Here is a 25972-nt window from a genome sequence, read left to right as displayed (position 1 = left end):
CCTATGTGCTACAAAAGAATTTTAAAAACATAGAACATAGTTAACGAAGGAAGAAATCTATGTTGCCTACTGTCCTTATGTTCCTATGGGTTCCAAAAAATTCAACACATAGGACATAGTTATCAAAGAAGAAACCTAGCCACCTCCTTTATTATGGCATTATGTATTGCAAAAGAATTCTAACACGACGGCATCAATTTTTCATGCTCTAAATATGGGTCTACAAAACAAGATGCAGCACCTACTTCTTTGATTCACAACTGGATCATGAAAAAGTTTCTGCGTAACTTGTAACCTAATTCTGAAAATATATAAAACTCATACAGCTATGTTATCGAACGTTATGAAAGATGCTTTGAACAGGCAGGTTCTCATGGAGGCGCAAAGTTCACAGGCTTACCTGGCTATGGCCAGTTGGGCAGAAATACAACCTGGGCTTAAAGGTGTTACCAAATTCTTTTTCCAGCACAGCGATGAAGAAAGAATGCATATGCTTAAACTAATTCACTACATCAACGAACGTGGTGGTTATGCAATTATACCAGCATTGGCGCAGCCGGCATTGACATATGTTTCTCTAAAGAAAGCATTTGAAGAACTGCTAAAACATGAACTGGCAGTTAGTGACAGCATCAACGAGCTGGTAGATCTATCGCTGAAAGAAAAGGATTATGCGACACATAATTTCCTGCAGTGGTATGTAATGGAGCAAATGGAAGAAGAACGGCTGGCGCGTGAATGCAACGATAAACTGGAAATGATCGGCGACGATAAAAGCGGCCTCTACCTGTTCGACAGGGACATTATGACCATGGAACAGGATTAATACTTCTGTATTTATTTAAAGCGCTGGTGGAACGATTAAACCACCAGCGCATTTTTCTTCATATACCAGGCTATAATGGAAATACCAGCAGCCACTAATCCTATAACTGCAAAAGCCACCTGCATACCATACGCTTCGGTTATACTTCCTACTACTAATGGTCCTGACAAGAAACCTATATAACCAATAAGTGTTACAGAAGCAATGGCATAATTAGCCGGCATTTTATCTGTTCGGCCAGCAAGGATAAACAACAAAGGAACAACTATTGAAATTCCAGCACCTATCAGCAGGAAGCCAAGTGTAGCAGCTACTACCTGCGGAAACATTACAACCACGTAAAAACCACTTGTGATCATGATGCCGTTGATCATCAACAGTCTTACCGGCCCGAGCTTTTCAATCAATTTATCTCCCACAAATCTTCCGGCAGACATGGTGATGATGAAAGCAGTATAACCCGCCGTCACATAAGCTTTATCAGGGTTTACCACCTTTACATAATAATTCACGCTCCAGTCAAACATTACGCCTTCGCACATCATACCGCACAGCGCTATAAGGCCCAGCAGGAACAGGTACCTATCCGGCTTTATAAAGAAAGGCTTTCTTCCAGGTGCAACTGCCTGAAGTCTTTTTGTCCGCCTTTTAAACAAAAGGATGAGCAAAACAGAAGCAACGGCCAATATTAGAAAATGATAAAATGGTTCAATATTCAGGTTGATGAACAAGGTGCCCAGCGCAGCCGCAGCCAGGCATGCCAAACTCCAGATGCCATGAAACCTTGCCAGCACCGGCTTTTTGTACAGTCGCTGTACTTCTACCGAATTGGTATTGTTGGCCAGGTTAGTAATGTTTCGCGACACACCAAACAAGAACAAGGTGATCGCCAGTGTAAGCACAGTTGGCGATACAGCTAAGAGGCAAAGCAGTATCAGGTATATGATACCACTAATTGTCATCATACGCGGTGAACTGAATTTTTCTACCAGCCAACTGGCTACTGACAAGCCTGCTGCCAACCCAATTGACATAGCAAACAGCACCATCCCCCATTCTGCATCATTTAGCCTGAACTTTTGCTGCATCTCGGGTATGCGTGATGCCCATGTAGCAGTAACTACTCCCGATATAAAAAAGAAAACAGTGGTCGTCCACCGAAGTTTGCTCCGCGTCTTCTGTAAATTATTTGTTGCTGTCGCTTCACTCATTGTTCCGGTCGTTCATCTCTTTCTAAAAAAACTAAACCCTCCGTAGAGGGTTAGCTTATCATTTACCAGGAAGAAACTTGTTGTAAAGTTTCTCTGTTTTCTTTACTACTATGCCTCCTGCAGGAAAGGATACTTGTAATCTGTTGGAGGATTGAAAGTTTCTTTCACTGTTCTTGCACTCAACCAACGATACAGGTTAATCATACTACCAGCCTTATCATTAGTACCACTTGCACGGCCACCACCAAAAGGTTGTTGTCCTACTACTGCACCAGTAGGTTTATCGTTGATGTAGAAGTTACCAGCAGAATGACGCAGCTTATTTGAAGCCAGTTCTATTGCTGCCCTGTCTTGCGAAAGCACCGCACCTGTCAATGCATAAGGCGAGGTAGAGTCAATCACTTCCAGTATCTCTTCGTAGCGATCAGCATCGTATACGTGTAGCGTCAGCACCGGCCCAAAGATCTCCTCGCACATGGTGATGTAGCGCGGATCTTTAGCTTCAATAACAGTAGGTTCAATGAAATAACCTTCCGTTTTATCACAACGTCCGCCAACCAATATCTTAGCTTTCCTGTCGCCTTTCAAGTTGTCTATATAGCCTTTGATCTTATCAAAGCTCTTCTCATCAATTACCGCGTTCACAAAATTGCTAAAATCTTCTACCGAGCCCATCTTCATTGTCTTGATCTGCGCGATCAGCTTCTCTTTTACTTCTTCAGCTATGTTGCTAGGTATATATGCACGCGATGCAGCACTACACTTCTGCCCCTGGTATTCAAAAGCACCACGAGAAAGTGCCGTAACCAGTGCATCTACATCAGCACTTTTATGCGCCAGCACAAAGTCTTTTCCGCCTGTCTCTCCTACTATACGCGGATAGCCTTTGTAACGCGGAATGTTTTCACCGATCGTCTTCCACATATGATTGAATACACCAGTAGAACCAGTGAAATGTACACCCGCAAAATCAGGATGACTAAAACATACATTTCCTACTGAAGGTCCATCAACATAAATAAGATTAATAACACCATCAGGCAGACCAGCTTCGCGGAAAACGCGCATGATCATTTGTGCAGAGTATACCTGGCTATTAGCTGGTTTCCAAACCACCACATTACCGCACATAGCAGCACTTGATGGAAGATTACCTGCAATAGCCGTGAAGTTGAAAGGAGTCACTGCCAGCACAAATCCTTCCAATGAACGCCATTCAGTACGGTTGTGCATACCTGGGCTGGAGATTGGCTGCTGCTTGTATATCTCAGTAAGGAAGTAAACATTGAAACGAAGAAAATCGATCAGCTCGCATGCACTGTCTATCTCTGCCTGGTAAGCATTCTTGCTTTGCCCAAGCATGGTGCACGCATTTATATATGGACGATATTTTGTCGCCAACAAGTCAGCAGCTTTTAAGAAGATGTGTGCCCTGCTTTCCCAGCTCATATTGCTCCAGGCTTCTTTAGCGCGAAGAGCCGCATCTATTGCCAGGCGCACATGCTTTTCTTCTCCCACATGAAAATATCCAAGTGTATGATTGATTTCGTGAGGCGGGTTCATCGGGAGCTTGTTCCCTGTTTTCACCAGCTTGCTGCCAATATACATCGGTACATCTATCTGTTTTTTCTTCAGCTCCGCCAGCGCTTTTTTCAATGCTGCACGTTCGGGGCTTCCCGGTGCATATTGAAGTACAGGCTCATTGGCCGGCATTGGGTAGCTGAAATATCCATTGTTCATATTGCTATGGTTTAAAATGGGCCGCAAAATAATCATTTATAGCACGTGGTTCTTCTAACTTCTGAGTAACGCAGAAGATGAGGATGAACCCGGCTGATATTTTCATAGCAACAGCGTTGCTGCCTGTCCCGCCAGTATTGCGGGATCGCACACTTGTACAGCATATCAACGAGCAGCCAATATCAACTTGCCTATACAAGTGTGCATGCGCATTAGCAGCTACTTCACGTAAATGGAATAATTTGCAGTAAACAACCAGCTATCGACTCACTTACACATATTGTATTCGGCGCTTGCATGGGTGATGCCATTGCAGGCAAACAATTGGGCAAAAAAGCAATGGTCATTGGTGCCATTGCCAATAGTCTTCCTGATATAGATATCATCAACGGCTTGTGGATGCCTACAGCCAAAGAGCTGTACGAGCATCGAGGAATCACCCATTCATTGTTCTTTGTTGTTCTTTCTACCATTGTACTGGCGCTATTGTCGCAAAAAGTATGGAAAAATAAAATGGACTTTGGCAGGTGGATTGCGTTGTGGGGCATCAATATTTTCATTCACATCTTCATCGACACCTTCAATGCTTATGGCACCGCCTGGTTTGAGCCTTTCAGCAGCAAAAGAATAACTTTCAACACGTTGTTTGTTGCAGATCCACTTTTCTCCATCGGTCCGCTCATTGCTTTTTTGTTGCTGCTTTTTTATAAAAACAACAACCCAAACCGTAGGCGCTGGATACGCAATGGTTTTATTGCCTCAGTAGTATACCTCGGTTTTGCACTTACAAGTAAATGGATAGCGGCAAAAGGTGTAAAAGAAAGCCTGCAGTCGCAGCAACTGGATTACCAGGATTATTTTACCACACCTTCCCCTTTCAATACGCTCTTGTGGTTTTCGGTGGCTAAAGACACAAGCGGCTACCACGTTGGTTACCGCAGCGTATTTGACACCAGGCCTACTCCATTCACTTATTTCAAACAAGATAAAGCGCTGCTGAAGGAATATGAGAAACGGGAGGATATACAATACCTTCAAAAGTTTGCCAGTGATTTTTATACTGTAGAAAACAGGAACGACACAATGCTATTCAACGTGCTTAGGTTTGGCCAAATAGTAGGCTGGCACGATCCGCATGAGAAGTTTATGCTGCATTACTACATCAATTATCCAAACGATAATGACCTTGTTGTGCAGCGTGGCAGATTTCAACGATGGAATAGGGAAACATTAGCCAGCTTCTTACAGCGGATGGCTGGTAAATAATTGACCAAAAGAAAAAGCAGGATGCCATGGCTACACCACAACACCCTGCATTGTTTTGATATTCAATTTTACTAAAACCAGAAGCTAGTTTTTATATCCACCTGCATTGGTAGCATCTTCTTTGTCTACATTACGATTAGGATTGTTGGTTCGTATATGATCCGCAATATCCTGGTCATCTTTGGTATACATATCTGTAAGTTCCTGGTCCTTTTCCATCTTTTCCAGGTCAGAAGGTATACCTGTACTTTGCTCTCCCGATTTATTTGTGCCGCTTGGCTGGCCTACATGATCTTGTCCCATAGTTCTCTATTTTGGAGTATTAGCCCAAAATATTCATGCCATTATCAGCGGCAGCAGCAGTGACCTTGCAGGCGCTGCAACTTGAAGAACTGGATATTTTTAAGGAAAAAGTATTTCAGCACAACAACTTGTTATTGCATATACTACTTCATAAGCAGTATGGTGCCCTTCAGTACTTTCTTTGGCTGGCCACTAAATGAATATTCTGCCACCCAAACATATACACCTGTTGGTGGTTCCATGCTGTTGAACCTACCATTCCACCCCTTGTTTGGATCATTGGTTTGAAAAACCACCTGTCCCCACCGGTTGTACACTATGAGTTTATAACCAGACAAAGCTGATAGCGTACCCAGCGGCCGGAAGAAATCATTTTTGCCATCACCATTGGGTGTAAAGGCAGTAGGAAAAACTATCTCTCTACATTCACCTTTCGCTACTATACTGTCGCTTGCTACACAACCTTCTGCACTGGTAACCGTAACACCATAGGTGCCTGCAGTCGATATTTCTAAAGTAGCATTGGTGCTGCCATCACTCCATAGAAAGGTGGCGTATGCACCGGGCCTGAGGACAATGGGTGAGCCGGGGCAAACAGTAGTATCACCACCCAACGAAACCTGTAGTGGAACAGACGAAGCAATCTCCTGGCTTTTACTGAAAGTGCATCCATTAGCATCAATAACAGAAAAGGTATAAGTACCGGCCCGCAAGCCGGTTATAGCAGTGGCAGTTGAGCCGGTATTCCATTGGTAGCTATAGGGGGCTACACCGCCGTTAACTGTAGCAGCAGCACTTCCATTGTGAAACCCGCAGGTCGTATTGCTGGCTGTGAAATCAATAATCATTGCAGGAGGTGCTGCTATGTTGAAACTGCTTGAGTCTTTACAACCCGCAGCATCAGTGATCAAAAGTTGATAATCTCCTGCAGCAGCATTTTGTAAACTAGCTGCATTTGAAGATTGTGTTCCACTCTTCCACACATAAGTATACGGAGTGACACCACCAGATACAGAAGCAGATGCGGCTCCGGTAGTTTGACCATAGCAGTTGATATCTGTTACTGCTACACCTGTTATGGTTGGTTTTGTGGAAGGATTAATCACCACGCTATCTTTTGCTATGCAACCCTGTTCATCTGTAACAGTAACAACATATTTACCTGCAGCCAATCCATTAATAGCACTGGTAGTTGCTCCTCCTGGCGACCATGCAAAATCATAAGGAGCAGTACCACCCGTAACGGCTACTGCTGCAGTTCCATTATTATTAGCGCAGGTTGTATGGGTAAAGCTCGTTTGCGTTTGTATGGCTGCAGGTTGGTTTATTACCACCTGGCCGCTTCCGGTACAGCCGGCAGCATCCGTTACGGATACAGTATAAGTACCGGCGGGCAAATTAACCGCACTGGCACTATTACCTCCTGTTGGACTCCATGTGTAGGTGTAACCTCCTGAACCACCCGCCACATTTGCCGTTGCTGATCCATTGTTTGCACCGTTGCATTGAGCATGATTCACATTTGAGAAATTAACCGCAAGTGCAGGTGAATTTTGTACCTGTATATTGGCTGTTTGTGTACAACCATTTGCATCTTTTATTTGTACCTGGTAATTACCCGGCGCCAGGTTATTTGCTGAAGAACCTGTTCCACCTGTTGGTAACCAATGGTAAGTATAAGGAGCAGTTCCGCCTGATACAGTTACTGAAGCTGCGCCATTGGCAAGTCCACAGGTTGAGTTTGTTACATTTACAGTACGCGATAGAGGCTGCGGGTTTTGAAGTGTCACAGAAGCCTGCGCAGTACATGCACCTTGTGCAGAGACCGTCACATCATAAGTTCCGGCCGCCAGTCCACTTGCCTGTGGAGTTGTTTGCGCCGGAGATGTATTCCATTGGTAAAAGTAAGGACCGCGTCCTCCTGTTATATTCACTTGCGCTACGCCGTTACTTTCACCAAAACATTGTATGGGCGAAACAACCTGAGTATTAGCCTGCAAAATAGTAACTATTGAGGTTACTGTTGACGGTCCTCCCGGTAGAATGGTAGTGGTGTAGCTAACGGTATAAGTACCCGGTGCAGCATATAAGTGAGTGGGATTAACGCCTGTGGCAGTGTTGGCCGCTCCTGATGCGGGATCACCAAAATTCCATGAATGATTGATGGCACAGCGCCCGTCTACTCCTTCAAAAGCAACTGTATTTGCACTAAGACAGGTACTAGTAAAGCTGGCTGTTACAGGCTGGTACTGCTTTATCTCCCAATCATCAATGGCAAAGCCATCAAAATTATTGCAGGTGGTACCGGCTGTAAACGTAAATCGAAAGCGGACAGATGATCTTCCGGCCAAGGCAGGAAAAGTATTTTGCGCCTTTACCCATTCACCACTACCACCGCCACCCAGGCAACTGCCCGATGTTGGTTTGATACTACCCGACCACCCATGCCCAACACCATTGATGTTTGGATGATTGAACCAATTTTCAGTTTCACATTTGCTGGAATCGTTTACACTCCCTGCCCTTACCCAGGTATTTCCACCATCAATAGAATATTGCAGGCTGGCACCATCCCAGCGGTTTTCTGTTTCCCAGAATATGCTGAAACTGACAACCGGAAGCGTAAGGGTGCTAAAATCATAACACGGGCTCATGAGCCACGAGTTCTCGCCATTGTTGTACGAAGTGGCAGACAAACCACCGGCAATCCAACAACGTGTACCACTGGCCGCACGTGAAATAATTTGTTTGGCGGGTGTTCCATAAGTCCAATCAGAAGCTATACCTCCTGTTGTCCAGTTGCCATTGTTTGCTTCAAAATTGGTGAAATGAGGAAAGGTATTGATTGGATTAGTGCATTGGCTCCAACTTGTAAAACTTATGAATAACAAGAAAGGCAAAAAAAACGAAACACGCATGGGGGCTAAAACTGGTGGTTGGGCGGTAAATGTAAAACTTCAACACGACTAGCAACGGTGAAATCAGCTGCCATACTTGTTTTAACGGCATATTTTCAATTGCTGCTGTACTTTCAGTGGGTAATAAAAGTCATGGAAAAACCTCTTCCCTCTCTCGCCTTTTGTGTTATCATGGACCTGGTAGGTTATGCCACTTTCGCTATTCCACTGCTAGCAGAATTTGCTGATGTGGTATGGGCGCCTATATCTGCAGCCATTTTCTACAAAACCTTTGGCGGCTGGAAAGGTGCTGTAGGTGGTATGGTGAATTTCATTGAAGAGATTTTACCTTTCACCGACTTTGTTCCTTCGTTCTCCATTATGTGGGCATACCAATATTTTAATGCACGCCAAACTCCTGTTTTAAAGAAATAGCAGGTATACCAAAAGGAAAAAGTAAATCATCTTGCCCAGCTTGTGATTACTCTATTAAGGCTGTGATAAATAAAAAACCACCGGTTGAAGCCGGTGGTTTTTTCTATACTAATATTTAAAATCTACTTTACAAACTGAACTTGTGATGTTTCCAGTGTTCCCTGGTGAACCACGCGGATCATGTAAACACCTGGTTGTAGTGAAGCACTATTGAAAGGAATGATATTATCTCCCTCTTTTACAGAAACATTTCTTTGAAGAACATTCTTACCTGCAGCATCTGTTACTACAACAGAAAGGTTACCGCTCTTAGCTGTACCAATTACAACATTGAAGTTGTCTTTAACCGGGTTAGGGTAAAGATTGCTGATAGAAACGGTAGTAACGCCCTTACCTTTTATTGTTACAATATTAGAGTAAGTGAAGCGGCCGTCTTTATCTACCTGCTTTAACCTGTAGTAGGAACTAGCAGAGAAAGGTTTCATATCATCGAAGCTGTAGTTGAGCGTAACTGCAGAATTACCATTATCAGATTTTGATGGAACAAAACCTAATGGACGGAAGTCAACACCATCTGTAGAGCGCTGAAGCTGGAAGCCAGCATTATTACTTTCAGAAGCAGTAGCCCACTGAAGTTGATTGTATGTTCCTTTAGCTGCACCAGTGAAAGTAAATAGCTGTACAGGAACCGGTCCTCCTGGCTCATCAGCACCTTTGGTAGGAGCAGTAGCTGGACGCGGGTTATCATCAATATCTGTAGTGATACCTGTTACTGGCACTCCTTTCAGCGTTGGATCGGTAGTAGAAGGAGGTGCAAGATGCAGGTCAGTGTTTGACACAAAAGTTACAGGACTGAATGTAGTGTTTTGCTCTTGTGGAGCTATTGCTGTTTTGTAAGCAGCAAGATTAGCGTTTGAGTATCCATTGAGCGTGGTTGAAGATGTTTGTATTGCGGCCGCAAAACTAGCTGCAAATCCAGAGCCATGGAAGTTATTATGATCTGCTGATATAGTACCGGTAGTGTTAGACCAATACATGCCGGTTGCATTGTCCCTATCTACTACAGATATGTTATTCATCATATTGAATACTGAGCTTGTATTTGCATCAGCCTTGAAGATACCGTAGGCACTAACACCTGTAGTGCTGCTTGATCCACCTAACCTAATAGAATTGAAGTATAAGTTTGTAGTGTAATTAGCCCCAGTTGTATTTCCTAAAAGAATACCAAAAACAGCTGTTGCAGAAGCATTGTCTGATGTGACAGCAACAAAATTGTTATCAATATTCAATGTAGAACCTCCAAGTGGGAAGATTGACATCCCACGGATATTAGCTGCCCCGGTAGAACTTAGACCAGAAAGCTTATTCTTGGAAACATTAAATGTAGCAACTGATCCTCCAGTAGCCGTTCCTAAACTGATGCCCACGATGAAATTACTAGTAGCAGCAGGATTGGTTGGTATGGATAAGGCAGTTATAGTATTACGAAACAAATTATTTGTTCCACTTGCAGAATTGCTGATACCACTAAAACTATTCACACTTGTAGAGCTGGTGGTCATAGAAATGGTATTATCTGAAATGGTAGAATTATTGGTAGCATTGGTAGACTGTTGAGAAATGCCTGAAACAGCTGTTGTCACAACGTTGAAGTTATCTAGTGAAATAGTATTTCCCTGGATCACCATGTTCTGCTGGCCGCTTCCAGCAAAAATTCCGATAGCACCAAAATTCCTAACCAGGTTATTCAAAACCCTTGTACCAGAATTGGCTAATGCATCACTGGTTCCAAAATCCTGTACCCCACGTAATCCACCAGTAACAACGTTGTTTTGAATGGTGTTGTTGTTGTTAGGCGTACTTGTAGTTCCTGCTACAAAAATGTTTCTTGAACCAGCAGTTGCTGTTGCTTCTGCGGCAATTGAATTGATAAACTGGATGGTATTGTTGTTAGCAGAATTAAGAAGTTCGATATTTCTGCTTGCGTTGTTACCAATTGTTGGATCATTAACCGTAAGGTAGTTAGCGGTTGACGATGGGACTCCTCCTGGTCTGCCGTCTAAGATTACATTGTCTGCACCATTGAACTGGATTACTGCTCCTGCAGCAGGCGTAACACGTTGAATTGTTTCACCATTATTACCGGCAGCCGGACGAATAGTGATGGTTGGTCCACCGGCAGTAAGACCTTTATCAGTTAATTGAATAGGATATACTTCGCTTGCATCTGTTCCATTGTAAGTAGGTAATATCTCAATGGTGTAATTCTGCGATGGTGATGCAGGAATGGCCGCATAAGCCGAAGTGATACTTGGAAATAACAGTTGTGTACCGGAATTCGGTATCAATACTACTGATGCAGGTTGTGCATACGCCTGGTATCCAAAACCAGTACATGCAGCCATAGAAAGTGCTACGTAAATTTTTCTCATCTGGTATGTTTTAGTTAACAGCGAAAAGTTAGGGGCTTTTCGATGAACATTAACTTTTTTATGAAGAAAAAATTACCGGTTATATAAGTCTCACATCCAGCGAGAAGGAGAAAATAAAATCATTTATACTTGATGTGTAGCATGACTTTTAGTGTAACTAAAGAAACATCTAACTAGTCATCTCCGCAATCTATGTAGCCGCATTTCGGACATTCATAGCATTCCTCTTTCTCATTCATTTCCAGCACACCTGTACACCTGGGACAGTCGCGTTCTGTAGATTTTGTTATTATGGCTTCCATATGATCTTTGTATATGAGTGCAAATTATAAGATGTTGGCAGCAACAGACGGATAGCTGTTGACATTTTATGCACAGCAATTGCAAAATAAATTCTGCACGCTATTAGCTAAGATGTTACTTTGATGGTTTGAAAAGCATCGGCTTGCTTTTTATTATATGAATGAAAGTGTGAATTAAATGATTGGATCAATTCCTGGCAAACCTGCTTCAACCTTATCCTTCAGTGGATGGAAACCTTTTGATGGCTTATTTACTGAACGATACCAGGTAGTAGTACTTCTAATATATATAGCTGTTATTGCAGTTGGAGGTTTTTACCACGAGCCTTGGATGGATGAGGCACAGGCCTGGCTGCTTGCTAAGGATGCCTCTATCAAAGACATCTTTTTTACTTACCTAAAATATGAAGGCACTCCCGGACTTTGGCACCTTACTTTATCCATACCTGCCAAGCTTGGTTTACCGTATGCTTCGCTAAATATTATTGCCGGCTTGTTTTCTGTAGCGGGTGTATATGTTTTTGTTCGCTTCTCTCCCTTCTCACCGGCTGTAAAATGCCTGTTCCCGTTCACCTATTTTACATTGTTTCAGTATGGCATTATAGCACGTAGTTACTGCATGATACCGCTGGTGATTTTTAGTGTGGCCATGGTGTATCATCATCGCATGAACAGGCCTTTCTTATACATGTTCTTACTATTCATCCTGGCCAATATTAGTGCACATACTTACCTAGTTGCAGGAGGTTTGGTCTTTCTTCATTTTCTGAATATAGTGGCGCAGTGGCCATGGCTTACTAATGAAATAAGAAAAAATCATGCATTGGCCATTGGCGCATATGGCTTGCTGGCTGGCTTTGTAGCGTTTACGCTCATACCTCCACGCGATCATATGTTGGCTGCAGGAATCAATTCAGACTTTTTTCATTTCATAGATGTTAGTGTAGATATGATTATGGGGAGCCTTACCTATAATCATCTAGGCTATGCACCTTCCATTCAGCTGGCTGTGGCTGCAGTGGTTTTCCTTGTCACTTTCTTTTGGCTACGTGAAAAGAAAATGCGTTCCATTTACTTGTTTCCGTTAGTCTTATTATGCCTTTTGTTCTCGTTGAAGTACAAGAACCTGTGGCACCAGGGCGTGCTGTTTTACCTATGGATCTTTGCCTTGTGGGTAAGCCATAGCAAACACACAATGCCTGTTGGTTTACGATTGACAAAAGCTGTGAACGCAGTAATGATATTGGTCTTTGCCGTTCATACTTATTGGGGAATAGCTTCAATTGTCTACGATATACAAAACAAATATTCCGGTAGTCGGGAGCTGGTGAAATACATCAAGCAGAACGGCTACGAAGGGAAGAAGATCTTTGCCAGTGGATGGAAGTCAGCCTCTATCCTCCCCTATTTCGACAACAATATATTTTACAACTACAACAATGGTTCTTCCAACCGTTTTTGGATATGGTCGAATGAGAACACCACTCCTATGGGTGCTGGTATTAGGGTAATGGATTCTATATCAATCAACCAACCTGACCTGGTGATACTTGCCTCACATTATATCCCATCTTCTAAGATTATCTCATTTGAGGGCTACCAGGTAGTAGATAACTTCAAAGGATTTTTGTGCTGGAAAGGTAGAAGAGCTGAACCGGAATGCTTCCTTGTATTTAAGAAAAGAGTTTTATAGAAGCCGTTGAAAAGTAATGCTAAAAGCCTCGTGATTTGAGTAAAGAACTCATAGCAGAATTCTTCATATTTTTTTACCTGAGAGCCAACCTTTATTTTTGCAGGTGTACTTGCCAGTTTTATTGATAAATTAATCTTCTTTATTTCTCTACGATTGCCTGCTACTGTAAAATTGCACTGCCGAACGAAGGTAGATCAGTTCCTGCTTTTCCTACTTTTTAAATTTGGCTTTGTTCTGTCATTTGGAAACCTATAAAAACCTGCTGAAACGTAGGCCACTAGTGGCTTTCAGCACAACATACTTACGATGCCTAACCGGTCTACTGATACATTATACCAACTTATAAAATCACTTGAGAAGTCAGAGAAAAGACATTTCAAGCTATACATAAAACGGAGTTCAGGAAACGAAGACCTTAAGATCATACAGCTGTTTGATGCATTGGACAAAATGCAGGAATATGATGAAGTAGCCTTACTAAAAAAAGTTCCGGCAATAAAAAAACAACAGCTATCTAATATAAAAGCACACTTATACAAACAGGTTCTTGCAAGCTTACGACTGCTTAAAAGCAGCGAGAATGTAGAACTGCAGCTGAATGAACAACTGGATCATGCGAGGATTTTGTACAATAAAGGCCTTTACCTGCAAAGCCTGAAGATATTGGATAAGACCAAGGAAATGGCTTTCTATTATCACCAGGACAGCTTCCTTATCCAAGCCATTTCTCTGGAGAAAAAAATAGAAACGCTGCATATAACACGCAGTATGCAAGGCCGAGCCGAAAAGCTTACATCGCAAGCAAACGAGGTGCACGAAAGGCGTGTAATGATAGCGCAACTAAGCAACCTGGCGTTGCAGTTGTATAGCTGGTATATTAAAAATGGACATGCCCGTAATGAAAAAGATGAAGCAGGTGTAAAGGAATTTTTCATTGACAAACTGCCTGAAAAAGCAAGGGAGCAAACCGGCTTCTATGAAAGGTTATATCTATGTCAATGTTACTGCTGGTATGCATTCATCAGGCAAGACTTCTTGATGTATTATCGTTACACACAAAAGTGGGTGAACCTGTTTGAAGAAGAGCCGCATATGATAGAGATGGAGCCGGGGCATTATATCAAGGGCATGCACAATCTATTAAATGCCCACTTCGACCTGCGCAACTACCAGCTCTTCCAGATCACCCTGCGCCAGTTTGAAGCATTTTCTGAAACAAAAGTGGCCACCGAACATGACAATGCCCGGATACAAACCTTTGTGTACATCAACAGTGCACGGATCAATCAGCATTTCATGCTTGGCACTTTTGCCGAAGGTGTAAAGCTGATACCGCAGATAGAAGAAAAGCTGGAAGAATATATCTTATACCTGGACAGGCATCGCATCCTTGTACTCAATTATAAATTTGCCACCCTTCACTTTGGAAATGGCGACTACGACAGGTGTATTGATTACCTACAGAAGATCATCCATGATCATGTAGACCTACGTACGGACCTGCAATGTTATGCACGGCTATTACACCTCATTGCACATTATGAGTTGGGCAACTTCGACATTATTGAATACCTGATCAAGTCGGTGTACCGGTTTATGGCAAAAATGGAAAACCTTACAGTGGTTGAAGAGGAAATGTTCAGGTTCCTGCGTAAGTCATTTCATGTACCACGACATAAACTGCAACCAGAGTTTGAAAAATTCCTTGGAGTGATCAAACAGTTTGAAAAGAGCCGGCATGAAACCAGGGCATTTGCTTATTTGGATGTGATTTCGTGGGTGGAGAGTAAAGTGTATAGAAAGCCTATGAGTACTATCATTCACGAGAAATACCTGGCAAGTAAAAAACGTAGCTATTCTAAACTAGAGAATGCCTAGAAGCATAAAAAAACAAAACCCTGCGACGTGCAGGGTTTTGTTTTAGAAAGCATATTCCAAAATATTTTGAGCTTCTAACAAAGCTTCAGAATCAGTGATCACATCAACCGCTTATTCAACATTTCATGTCCTTCCATCAGCTCATAAAAGTCTTTTGTTGAAGCTAATTTCTGCAGCATTTTCATATGCATTTCGTGGTGCATATCCGTTCCTACAAAATCTATAAGGCCGTTCTTCAGCAGCTTTTCACCTGTTTTCTTTACATGAGGGCCGTAGCCGCCGGAAAGAGACAATAGGTTCAACTGCAGCTTACACCCTAGTTCCTTAAACCGTTCGTACTGCTCAAAATTGTGGTGGTAGTAGTTATATCTTTCGGGATGAGCAAGGATAGGCTGCAGCCCCAACATTCTAAGGTTGAAAATGATCTGCTCTACATGTGGCGAAGCCGCCAGGTAACTCATTTCAACCAGAATGTATTGGTTGCTTATGGTTAGCAGGTCTTCCTTTTTAGATCTTTCTACCAGCTCAGCAAATTCATGATCCATCATGTATTCCGCAGCTGCTTCTACCTTCACAGGAATATTGGCTTTGGCCAACTCTTCACGCAGTGCATATAACTTAGGCAGAATTGTCTGGCGAGAGTTTGGGTAAATATCTGAAAGTATATGTGGCGTGCAGATCAGCTTGCTATACCCCAATTCGTGCAGTTGGCGGATGTAAGCTATGCTTGTTTCCATCTCTTTCACACCATCATCCAATCCCGGCAAGAGGTGGGAATGCATATCAACCTGTATAAATGACAAATCGGGCTCAATTTTACCCGATTTAAAAAAGAAATTAAACATTTCTGGACCCCTTTTTTTCAGCGTTGCAAGTTACACTACATTATCCATGTGAAGAGAACGAGGGGGTTAATATCTCTTCGTCAAGCGCTTCGTATACTGGGTTTGTGCTCACAAATTCAGGAACTATTCTCTTCATCTGCCGCACTACATCCATGTCCTTATTTTCCGAAGCTATATCAATCAGTTTATCTATGCTTTCCGATACCGTCTCATAATCATATTCTACTACTTTAGCCACCAGTATCTTTTTATTATGAGTTGGAATAACCTGTTCCTCATCGTTCAATAGTTCTTCGTACAGTTTTTCTCCCGGGCGAAGACCTGTATACTTTACTTCAATATCCTTGCCGGGGGTTAAACCAGCCAGCTTTATCATCTTGCGGGCAAGGTCAATTATCTTAACTGGCTCACCCATATCAAACAAGAATACTTCGCCTCCATTACCCATTATCACCGCATCCAACACCAGTGAACACGCCTCTGGAATGGTCATAAAGAAGCGGATGATCTCAGGATGTGTAACCGTAACAGGTCCCCCCATGGCTATTTGTTCCTGGAAACGCGGGATAACAGAACCGTTAGAACCCAAAACATTGCCAAACCTGGTTGTAATGAATTTGGTTTTTGAATTACGACGGTTCAGGTGAATAATTCCTGTATCAACAACAGGCGGCGTTTCCTTGTTTTGCAGCGACTGGCAATAGATTTCAGCTATACGCTTAGATGCACCCATCACATTTGTTGGATTGATAGCCTTATCTGTCGATACCAGTAAAAATCTTTCTACACCATAGGCTTCCGAAAGATCAGCCAACACCTTAGTTCCAAGAACGTTGTTCCTTATTGCTTCAGATGGATGGTTCTCCATCATTGGTACGTGCTTGTAAGCTGCCGCATGAAATACAACTTGTGGCATGTACATGCCAAACATGTTGTTCATGGAGTTCTCGTCTTTCACATCGCCGAGGAAAACCTTGAGCGTGCTGCCGAGATTATATTTTTTCTGCAGCTCGTACTCCAGTTCGTATAACCCTGTTTCAGTTTGATCGCAGATGATAAGTGAATGAGGATGTATGGAAGCAACCTGGCGAGCCAGTTCGCTACCAATAGAACCAGCAGCGCCGGTAATAAGTACATTCTTACTGCGCAGCATATCCAACACATGATCGTTGTTCAGGTTGATCTGTGGACGACCCAATAATTCTTCAATACGTACTTCACGTAGCTGGCTAATGTTCAGGTGACCTTGTATCCATTCGCGCATGGGCGGAATGTTCATCACCTTTATATTATGCTCCAGGCAATAATCAACGATCGCATTCTTTTTGCTCAATTCAAAGTCCTGGCGAGCAAAGAATAGCATCTTTATCTGCCATGGCTTTATAACGTTCTTAACCTGGTTGAGCGAATAGATCTTTACATTATCTATGGTTTTGCCCATCAGGTTCTCATCATCATCTATAAAAGCGACAATCTTGAACCTGTTGTTGGAAGTTTGCTCTATTGTCTTCTTAAGCACCGAACCATTAAGTTCTGCACCATAAATCACAACATGAATATGATCGTCCTGGTTTACACTTAACCTGTACAGGTGCTTTACCAGTAGCCTATAGCCAAAAACAGAAAAAGAAGAAATGAAGAAGTAGATGAAAAGAACAGAAGTTGGTATAAAAGGTGGCATCTGGAACATTCCAAGACCAACATTTATAACCAGCATGATGAAGAAAGAATAGAAAACTGCTGAAATACTCCGGGACGCTTCCTGGAAATCGGAAAGCCGGATGATACCGTGGTAGGTTCTAAAAATGTAGAAAAGAACAGAGTTAATAACGATGGTTGCAGCCAGGTCGTCAACAATATCCTTGAAGTGAATGAGTGAAAAATCAAAATTAAGACGGAGATAATTAGCGTAAATAACAGCAACGCAACAGATGGAAAGATCAAGCAGGAAAATCAGCCATTTTGGAGCGATCCTGTTACGCAGTAAAAATTTCCTTAAGTTTTTCACGCCAGTTTTAGTTTAGTAAGATACAAGCCTCACCTAATTTCTCCTTCCAAAAACACATAAGAATATTGAAAAATGCTTCTCTTCTTTTATCATTTTCCTCTTCGTCTACCTAAGAAGCTAGCAGTCAATAGAAATTGACGAAAAAATATAATAAAAGGTTGCCCTAAACCTGTTGAACAGTTTTGGCGGCTATTCTTTACTTGCCACGGATGGCGGAAAAAATGGTTTTGAAAATGATTTGCAAGTACCCCCTGGTTGTTTGGTTACGGATGTATTTAAAATTTAGTTCAATTTTCCCCGGCATGATCTCAGTGATATAATACTGTTCAGGATCGGGGTGGGCGGCAAGTAGTTCGTTTTCGTTTCGGTAAACAATAGATGCAAGATCAGTGATACCCGGTCTTACACTCAGTACCTCTCTTTGTTGTTCATTATACAGGTCTACGTACTTTTTCACTTCAGGTCGCGGGCCTACCAGGCTCATCTCCCCTTTTACCACATTCACCAGTTGAGGCAATTCATCCAGCTTATATTGACGTAAATAGTAACCTATTCTTGTAATCCGGCTGTCTTTACCTCCTACTGTCAGCAACCCATTTTTATCAGACCCGGTGCGCATTGTCCTGAACTTTAGTAACAGGAACGGCACACCATTTTTTCCTACCCGGGACTGCCTGTACAAAACAGGACCTTTTGAATCCAGCTTGATCAACAATCCTATAATTAGCAACAAAGGCGACAAAACTATCAAACCTATTATAGAAAACGTGCAATCCAATAATCTTATTGTTTTCATTCAACTATTTGCTTGTATGCGTTAGCTACTGTTTCAATAATTAGTGAACATATTTCATCCGTCAGTTGTGGGTAAATGGGCAAAGAAATCTCTGTGGAATAATTAAGGTAGGTTACCGGGTAATCATCTATAGAATACCCTTTTTCTTTAAAGAGGGAGAGTAATGGCAGTGGGATAAAATGAACATTTACAGAAACATCATTGGCTGCTATGACCTCCATTACCCGGTCGCGCTGTTGCTCGGTGATGTTCTTAATGCGTATGGGGTATAAATGGTAGCTGCAACGGGCTCCTTCCATTTCGTAAGGCGGCAACTCAGCCCATTCATATTTCGCAAAGGCTTTCGAATAAGTTTCAAATACACGTTTTCTTTCCAACCAAAGCTGGCTGTCGTACTTACGCAATTGTGCCAGGCCTATAGCCGCACATATATCCGGCATATTTATCTTGAAGCCTGCGTAAACAATATCATATTTCCAGCCACCAGCCTGGCTTTTGGTAAATGCATCTTTGGTCTGACCGTTCAGTGTCCATAGCCTCAGTGTCTGATAAACCTGTTGATTATCGAATGGCGCAGGTAAGGTTATACAAATGGCTCCCCCTTCGGCTGTAGTAATATTTTTTACTGCATGAAAAGAGAATACAGTAAGATCAGCCAAGGAACCTACCCTTCTATTTTCATATTCAGCTCCTATAGAATGGGCCGCATCAGCTATTACGGCTATCCTTCCTAACTGCTCCTGAACTGCTCCTACAGGTTGAAAAACCTGTTTGGTTGTATCATCTGTTACAATTGCAAACAGCGCATTATAATCGCATGGCCAACCAGCAAAATCAACAGCGATGATGGCTTTGGTTCGTGTAGTGATAGCTGCTTTTACTGTAGCAGGATCAATATTGAAATCATCTTTCACATCTACCATCACAGGCGTAGCACCCACATGCATTACAGCCAGTGCAGTGGCACAATAAGTATAGGCAGGTACAATCACTTCGTCGCCGCGGCCTATACCAAGCCAGTGAAGCACCAGCATTAGACCTGATGTAGCAGAATTAACACACAAAACATGCTCAACACCTGCATAGGCTGCAGTCTCTTGTTCCAGCGCTTTTACTTTTGGACCGGTAGTTATCCAACCGCTATCCAGTGCAGACAGCACTTCCTGTTTTATATCATCATCTATATACGGCGGCGAGAAAGGTATCTTCATTTAAATGGGTAACTAAGTTGTTTTTTACCTGTATTAGCAGATATAGATGGATCGGAAACTAAACCTGCAAGAAAACCTGAACCATATGCAATATGTATGGTGAAATAAACGGCAGGTATCAGTATCATTTCACGGAAAGTCTTTTTACTAAGCAAGGCTAACCCAAGTGCAAATAGTACATATAATGCAAGCGGTGCCAAAGCAAGCGTAACACCGGCCAGCAATAGGAAAGGCAACAACAATAAATAACATACAAAACCAGATGGCACAATATGCCGCAGGTTGATGGATGACTTGATCTTTTTAAGCACCAGCGGCTTGAACAAACCATACTGGAAATACTGGTTGTACAATTGCTTAAGCGACTTACGCGGATGGTAATACAGTTTTATTGAAGGATCCTGGTAAACCTTAAAACCCATACTGTTTGCTCGGTAGTGGAATTCATCATCCTGGTTGCGTTTGAAAACAGTATCAAATAACCCGGTGGTTTCAAACATTTCCTTTTTCCAGGCGCCTAAATACACACTTTCTGTAAAGCCTTCAAAGTCTTCGAAATGAAATGAACTGTTGCCAACACCAAACCGGGTGGAAGTAGCATAACCAATAGCATTTTGAACTGCATTACCATTGGCTATGCGCATAGGACCACCTACAATGTCGGCACCTGTTTTATTGAACGTATCTAGTATGCGCAAAAAATAATCAGGACTATATTCTGTATGTGCATCCAGTCTTACAATAACGTTTCCTTTGGATGCGGGTATGGCTTTGTTTAAAGCATAAGGCACATAACGGTCGGGATTGTGCAGTAAGTGAATATTATCAAGCCCGTTTTTTTCTTTATATGCTTTGATAATTCCGCAGGTATCATCGCTGGAATTTCCGTCGATCAGTATCAACTCCTTATCTGCAGGCAATGCCTTCACAAAAAAATCGAGCAGCCCACCAATATATGCTGCTTCATTGTAAACAGGACAGATAACACTGATCATAACAGGCTGCGAAGTTGTTGCAAAATTTTCATTTACAACCAGGGTAGCTAGCTTATCTGGATTATCCTGCATTTAATCTAATTCTTTAGTGGCATGTTGTTTAATAAATCACGCCATTGTTGTCTTACTTGTTCTTCATCAAATTTTGCGGCTGTATTACGGGCCGCTTTGCTTAAAGAAGACGCATGCTGTGGATTCTGAACCACCTTGCGAATGGCTGAAACAAATCCTTCCCACTTCTCGTTTTCAACTAATAAACCATTCACTTCATCCTCTATAAGAAAAGGTAGTCCTCCAACATTGGTACTAACAACAACCAATCCCAAAGCCATTGCTTCTATCACGCTCACAGGCAAATTATCAAAACGGGAAGTATTTATAAATATATCATGATCAGCTCCAAGTGTTGTCCACTCTAAGCGGGATAGACGGCCTGTGAACTTTATCTTTTGTTCTACCCCAAGTTGCTGTGCCATCAGATTACATGCTTCCATACTTCCATCTTTATCTGGCCCAACCATGGTAAGTGTGGCTGAAGGAAATTCATATAAAAGTTTATGCAGCACCTGTATCGCCAGCTGCGGGTTATATATCTGGTGAAACGACCTTACCCATAACAATTTTGGGTTGCAATGGTTGCGCTCTTTGAAGGAGTAATCTTTGAGTGAGATGGCATTTGGTATCACCAGCTGCGGCCATCCATTTTCCTTCATGCTCCTGGCCAAATAGCCTGAAACAGCTACATTGGTAATACTGTTACCAAACAAAGAAGCAGACAAACCTTTAGAGCGAGCTATACGCGATGGCAAGTTGCCGCCATGAAGGCAGGTTATGTATGGGATATTGAGAAGCCTGCAACATTTACCACAAGCATAAGCAAAATAAAAAGCAGATGTGCTATAGGTAGCGATCATTACAATTGCCTGCTGCCGGTTGCTAACTATGGTAGACAACATATGGAACAGGCGCAGCAGTTTATTCTTTTTGCTGCTAGCATGTACAACGTGGAAACCTTCTTCACGAAGCAGCTTAACAACAGCAATACCTGTGGTGGGTGTATGTCCGTGCCCGGTTAGAAAATTATCTATGTATACGATCTTTCGCTTCATCTCCTATTGCACATCCACCAATTGCTTCCGCTTTACTTTTGATATCACTGCCTGGAACTTTCCATTAGAAGTTAAAGGTATAGAAGCAGGATATTCGATATGAATAGTCATCTCACCCAGCTGGCTGATTACACGTTGCCTTACCTGGTTCTCTTCTTCCTTTGATAGTTTGGTTTCGGCTACTATTTTTACCGTTATCTCATCTACCCTTTCCTGTATTACCTGCGCAGCTTTTATTTTATCTATTCCATAGAAAACGCTGTGGAAACGCACCATCTCACGACCATCTTTACCTATTACAACATCTTCTGTTCTTCCAACAATTTCCTTGATTACCGGCATTTCCCTGCCGCATGCACAACGCTCATCACTCCATACCATCCGGTCACCGATCTTATAACGTATCAATGGCTGGTCAAAGTTCAACAGGCCGGTGCAGTACACATCGCCGGCAACCCCAGCAGGTACAGGTTGTAAATCATCGTCTAATATTTCTATGATAGCAGAATCAGGGCTTAGATGAAGTTTGCCGTGTTCGCATTCGCTTACTATACCACAAGCTTCTACACTTCCCCAACTGTCATAGGTTTTACAATTGTAAACACGCTGAAACAGCTGCCGCATCTCAGGCGTCAGTATTTCACTTGATGTGATCACAGCTTTCAAAGCAGGCACCTCAAGATTATTTTCTTGTATAAACCGCGCCAGGAAAAAATTACTCATGGCATACCCGGTCATGTATTGCACGCCATACTTCCTGATGCCTTTTACATAGTTAGCAGTGTTAGCTGCATTTATGTGATAGGCAGAAAAATATACCTGCTTCTCTACCGCATTGTACCGGTAGAATGGCGCCTTGCCTTCAGCAGCGGTGATGACTCTCCGGCCACCGATCATACCGCGTGGTGTAAAACTGCTAACGCCTGCCCAGTTCCTGATGCGTGATTCATATATACCAAACCACCGCTGGTGCATGGCTGGTGAATACAAAATACTAACCGGCGTACCCGTACTACCACTGGATGAAAGGAAGTATCCGCCTTTCTCTCTGACTGATGATAACAGTGTTGTCTTTCCGTACTTGCGTAGATCATCTTTTGAAAGCACAGGCAACATGCTAACCTGTTGCAGGTCCATGTGGTTTAACTGCTGGCGCGAAAGCCCACGTTCATTGAACGTTTTCTTATAATAAGGAACAGTATCGTAAGCATGAACCAGTAACTTCTGCAGCAGTTGTTGCTGGTAATGCTGCCATTGAGCAGTTGTAAAATTTTCACGCTCTTTAGCTGCAGCATGTTCATGTTTGAAGATGCCACCAAACCTTTTCTTATTCCATACATAACCAAAAGCAGATATGTACAGGTTCTGTAGAAAAACTGGGCTGTTATTATATATAGTTTCAGTTAAGCTCATTGGTTGATAGAAATTGCAGCTACTGGCTTTTCCTCGCTGATTGGAGTATATCTTTTGGTGAAGTGTTTCATGAAGCCTTTGTAAGAAAGATACTCCTCGTATAAAGCACGTGCCTGTTGTTGTAGCGCAACAAATGCTTCGGGTGAAAGTGCATCATGAAAATTGCTGATTATGTTAGCGGTGTTCCTGCATTTATCAGCTGGCACTAAAGGAAACATCTGCCAGTTGATCTCGCTTTCAAATGGAAGATTATTATCCGATAAAACAATAACAGGTATTCTTCCTGATGCTAATGTTTCAAACAATCGTACTGAAAAATTTCCTGCACCGCGATAGCAAAGTATATACTGCGATTCCTGTATGTTTTTAAAAAACTGTCGGCTGCTCTCCTCTTTGCTTTCCTTCGTTTTCATTCCCGCTCTATAGCGTGTATGCCTGATAAAGTTGCTAGAAACTTTTTGGGACGCTTCCAGGGCATCCAGTATTTGATTACGACGGTAGGTGCTGCTAAGCAACACCTCAAGATCATAATAATGTCGGCCTGCAAAGTGATCAACCCGCTTCTTCAATCCCCTTAAAATGTCAATTCCTGCTTTTAATAATCCTGCTTTACCCTGCCCGCAAAAACCTACTACAGGCTTGGCTGTTTTAGGTTGAAACGAAAGTTGATCCTTAAAATATTTAGGCAATGGATCTTCAATAAAAACAGGAACAGCAAATTGATTACCCTTGTTCTTTGACTTATAACCACCAAGCCTGTACAAATGAAAGTTCTTCAGCGGAGGTGTGATGCCTTCGTCACCCTTGATCCAACAAATAGTAGTCTTTCCTGCTTTGATTGCTTCATTATTTATAGCAATAAGTTCTTGGAGCTTTTTGTATTTGTAATAATAACCTACTTCATACAGCAGCACTACCACATCACTTTGCTCAATACTTGTAACAATCTTCCATTGAAGTATCCAGTCACCATATTGCTTTACCAATTCCTCGTTATTCAGCTCTTTATTTAAAAAAGGATAAAGAGGAGGAATTGTATGTGGCCTGTTGAAATTATCCGTCCAATCAGGAATATAGATTTTCAGCACCTGCTTTCTGATAGTGAATGATCAGTTTATATCTCTTAAGAACCTTGCAGGATTACCTGCATATACGCCTGGTTTGGTGATGTCTTTAGTAACAACTGCACCAGCACCAATCACTACATTATCGCAAATGTTCACCGGCAGTATAGTAGCATTGCTTCCAACAGAAACATTGTTACCTAATCTTGTTTTCTTCCACGATTCTTTTTTACCGGCAGCAGGTCCACCAGTAGCAAAAAGGTCGTTGATGAACATCACACCATGACCAATAAAACATTGATCTCCGATAGTTACCAACTCACAAATAAAACTATGGCTTTGGATCTTGCACCGCTGTCCTATCACCACGTCCTTTTGTATTTCTACAAACGGACCAATGAAAGTGTTGCTACCAATTTTACAACCATAGATGTTTACCGGTTCTATCACCGTTACATTTTCACCAAAATCAACATCACGAATACTTACTTGCAGGGAGATATGTTTCATTGGAGCATTTACTGGCATAGTTGTTTGCATGACTGGTAGATTTTTTCAATGATCTCAACAGTTTTCAATCCTTCAAACGAGTTAGTGGAGATGGCACTTCCATTCTGCAATACATCCACAACATTCTTATAGATCTTGTCGTGGTTCGACATAGATCCGACATAGGTGCCGTAGTTGTTAGCCTTATTACCTTGTGGTAAATTGGTTATTTCAAAATCTTTTATATTCTGGTATTCCAGTTCATTCAGGTATTCACCACCAATTTTTACAGTACCATTTTCAGCAAAAATGGTAAGCGAGCCTTCCATGTTTTTCCTGTAACTATTCACTGTATAGTTGATGGTACCAAGCGCTCCGTTTTGAAATTCCAAAGCAACAACTCCTGTATCTTCAAATTCGATAAGGCCCTGGTGAGCAAAATTTTTTGATAAACAATAAGCTCTTTTTACATCGCCAACCATCCAGTACAACAGGTCGATAAAATGACTGAACTGCGTGAACAAAGTACCGCCATCCAGGTCTTTAGTTCCTTTCCATGAGTCGCGGTAATAAGCTGCATCACGGTTCCAAAAGCAGCTGAGCTGAATGCTGTAGATCTTTCCCAATATCCCTTTATCAATGGCATCCTTTACCGCTGCAACTGGAGGATTGAACCTGTTCTGCTTGATAGCAAACAATCGCTTGTTGGCTTTCTCCGCTTCCTTGATCATCTCACCACAATCATATACGGAAATTGCCATTGGCTTTTCGCACAATACATGAAAACCTGCGCGCAAACTTTTTATACAATGTTCTGCATGCAGTCCATTAGGCGAGCAAACAGATACTACATCAATATGCTTTTCAGCCGCCAACATATCATCAATACTTATATAATGATTGCCGCCAGCTTTGTTAGCTAATGCCTTTGCTTTCTCTTCTACTATATCACAAACAGCTACGAGATTTCCATTGTTAGCTATATGTTCTGCATGTCGTTCTGCAATACGTCCACAACCAACAATAGCAAAATTCAATTTCTTCATACAGTTACTC

The 25972-nt window shown here is 42.2% G+C and carries 20 protein-coding genes; 5 read left to right on the top strand and 15 right to left on the bottom strand.

Features of this window, described 5'->3' with window-relative positions:
* The first annotated feature begins 328 nt into the window (after positions 1–328).
* Positions 329–826, top strand: a complete 498-nt coding sequence (locus J4N22_RS08255) for a ferritin (protein WP_207493452.1) — start codon at positions 329–331, stop codon at positions 824–826.
* A gap of 35 nt (positions 827–861) precedes the next feature.
* Here J4N22_RS08255 and J4N22_RS08250 read toward each other — a convergent pair whose 3' ends face one another.
* Both J4N22_RS08250 and pruA read right to left on the bottom strand, forming a co-directional pair.
* Positions 862–2037, bottom strand: coding sequence for an MFS transporter (locus J4N22_RS08250; RefSeq protein ID WP_207493451.1), 1176 nt, complete (start codon positions 2035–2037; stop codon positions 862–864).
* Positions 2038–2145: 108 nt separating this feature from the next.
* Positions 2146–3777, bottom strand: coding sequence for an L-glutamate gamma-semialdehyde dehydrogenase (gene pruA, locus J4N22_RS08245; protein ID WP_207493450.1), 1632 nt, complete (start codon positions 3775–3777; stop codon positions 2146–2148).
* Positions 3778–4014: 237 nt separating this feature from the next.
* On the opposite strand from pruA, the gene J4N22_RS08240 reads away from it, so the two are divergent.
* Positions 4015–5043, top strand: a complete 1029-nt coding sequence (locus J4N22_RS08240; RefSeq protein WP_342450931.1) for a metal-dependent hydrolase — start codon at positions 4015–4017, stop codon at positions 5041–5043.
* Between the two features lie 84 nt (positions 5044–5127).
* Here the strand turns inward: J4N22_RS08240 and J4N22_RS08235 are convergent, their stop codons facing one another.
* Positions 5128–5346, bottom strand: a complete 219-nt coding sequence (locus tag J4N22_RS08235) for a hypothetical protein (protein WP_207493448.1) — start codon at positions 5344–5346, stop codon at positions 5128–5130.
* 143 nt (positions 5347–5489) lie between these two features.
* Positions 5490–8264 (bottom strand): T9SS type B sorting domain-containing protein, encoded by a 2775-nt coding sequence (locus J4N22_RS08230; RefSeq protein ID WP_207493447.1) that lies wholly within the window; start codon positions 8262–8264, stop codon positions 5490–5492.
* Between the two features lie 132 nt (positions 8265–8396).
* Here J4N22_RS08230 and J4N22_RS08225 point away from each other — a divergent pair, with 132 nt between their 5' ends.
* Complete coding sequence (locus J4N22_RS08225; RefSeq protein ID WP_207493446.1) at positions 8397–8678, top strand: hypothetical protein; 282 nt, start codon at positions 8397–8399, stop codon at positions 8676–8678.
* A 122-nt stretch (positions 8679–8800) separates the two neighbouring features.
* Here the strand turns inward: J4N22_RS08225 and J4N22_RS08220 are convergent, their stop codons facing one another.
* The gene (locus tag J4N22_RS08220; protein ID WP_207493445.1) at positions 8801–11113 is read right to left on the bottom strand and encodes a T9SS type A sorting domain-containing protein; all 2313 of its coding nucleotides are present in this window, start codon (positions 11111–11113) and stop codon (positions 8801–8803) included.
* Between the two features lie 480 nt (positions 11114–11593).
* On the opposite strand from J4N22_RS08220, the gene J4N22_RS08215 reads away from it, so the two are divergent.
* Entirely contained in the window at positions 11594–13108 is a 1515-nt protein-coding gene (locus J4N22_RS08215) for a hypothetical protein (RefSeq protein WP_207493444.1), read from the top strand.
* Positions 13109–13414: 306 nt separating this feature from the next.
* Positions 13415–14986 carry a hypothetical protein gene (locus tag J4N22_RS08210; RefSeq protein ID WP_207493443.1) on the top strand — a complete coding sequence of 524 codons (1572 nt, stop codon included), beginning with the start codon at positions 13415–13417 and terminating at the stop codon, positions 14984–14986.
* 98 nt (positions 14987–15084) lie between these two features.
* On the opposite strand, the gene J4N22_RS08205 is transcribed toward J4N22_RS08210, so the two are convergent.
* From J4N22_RS08205 to J4N22_RS08160, 10 genes are all read right to left on the bottom strand, one after another.
* Positions 15085–15768: a tyrosine-protein phosphatase gene (locus J4N22_RS08205; protein WP_242692095.1), complete on the bottom strand. Its 684-nt coding sequence runs from the start codon at positions 15766–15768 to the stop codon at positions 15085–15087.
* A gap of 103 nt (positions 15769–15871) precedes the next feature.
* Positions 15872–17839 (bottom strand): polysaccharide biosynthesis protein, encoded by a 1968-nt coding sequence (locus J4N22_RS08200; protein WP_207493441.1) that lies wholly within the window; start codon positions 17837–17839, stop codon positions 15872–15874.
* 196 nt (positions 17840–18035) lie between these two features.
* On the bottom strand, positions 18036–18635 hold the full coding sequence (locus tag J4N22_RS08195; protein WP_207493440.1) for a sugar transferase: 600 nt from the start codon (positions 18633–18635) through the stop codon (positions 18036–18038).
* Positions 18632–19846: a DegT/DnrJ/EryC1/StrS family aminotransferase gene (locus J4N22_RS08190; RefSeq protein ID WP_207493439.1), complete on the bottom strand. Its 1215-nt coding sequence runs from the start codon at positions 19844–19846 to the stop codon at positions 18632–18634. The genes J4N22_RS08195 and J4N22_RS08190 overlap by 4 nt, the downstream gene beginning before the upstream one ends.
* On the bottom strand, positions 19843–20913 hold the full coding sequence (locus J4N22_RS08185) for a glycosyltransferase family 2 protein (RefSeq protein WP_207493438.1): 1071 nt from the start codon (positions 20911–20913) through the stop codon (positions 19843–19845). The genes J4N22_RS08190 and J4N22_RS08185 overlap by 4 nt, the downstream gene beginning before the upstream one ends.
* 5 nt (positions 20914–20918) lie before the next feature.
* Complete coding sequence (locus J4N22_RS08180; RefSeq protein WP_207493437.1) at positions 20919–21950, bottom strand: glycosyltransferase family 4 protein; 1032 nt, start codon at positions 21948–21950, stop codon at positions 20919–20921.
* Between the two features lie 3 nt (positions 21951–21953).
* Positions 21954–23363, bottom strand: a complete 1410-nt coding sequence (locus J4N22_RS08175; protein WP_207493436.1) for a phenylacetate--CoA ligase family protein — start codon at positions 23361–23363, stop codon at positions 21954–21956.
* Positions 23360–24451, bottom strand: coding sequence for an exostosin domain-containing protein (locus J4N22_RS08170; protein ID WP_207493435.1), 1092 nt, complete (start codon positions 24449–24451; stop codon positions 23360–23362). Before J4N22_RS08170 ends, J4N22_RS08175 begins: the two co-directional genes overlap by 4 nt.
* A gap of 21 nt (positions 24452–24472) precedes the next feature.
* A complete protein-coding gene (locus J4N22_RS08165) occupies positions 24473–24937 on the bottom strand; it encodes an acyltransferase (RefSeq protein WP_242692094.1) in 465 nt (154 codons plus the stop codon).
* 8 nt (positions 24938–24945) lie between these two features.
* On the bottom strand, positions 24946–25962 hold the full coding sequence (locus J4N22_RS08160) for a Gfo/Idh/MocA family protein (protein WP_207493434.1): 1017 nt from the start codon (positions 25960–25962) through the stop codon (positions 24946–24948).
* Positions 25963–25972: the final 10 nt, after the last annotated feature.

This window comes from Aridibaculum aurantiacum, assembly GCF_017355875.1.
In the GTDB taxonomy this organism is placed as follows: domain Bacteria; phylum Bacteroidota; class Bacteroidia; order Chitinophagales; family Chitinophagaceae; genus Segetibacter; species Segetibacter aurantiacus.
This window is presented reverse-complemented; position numbering and strand designations above follow the sequence as displayed.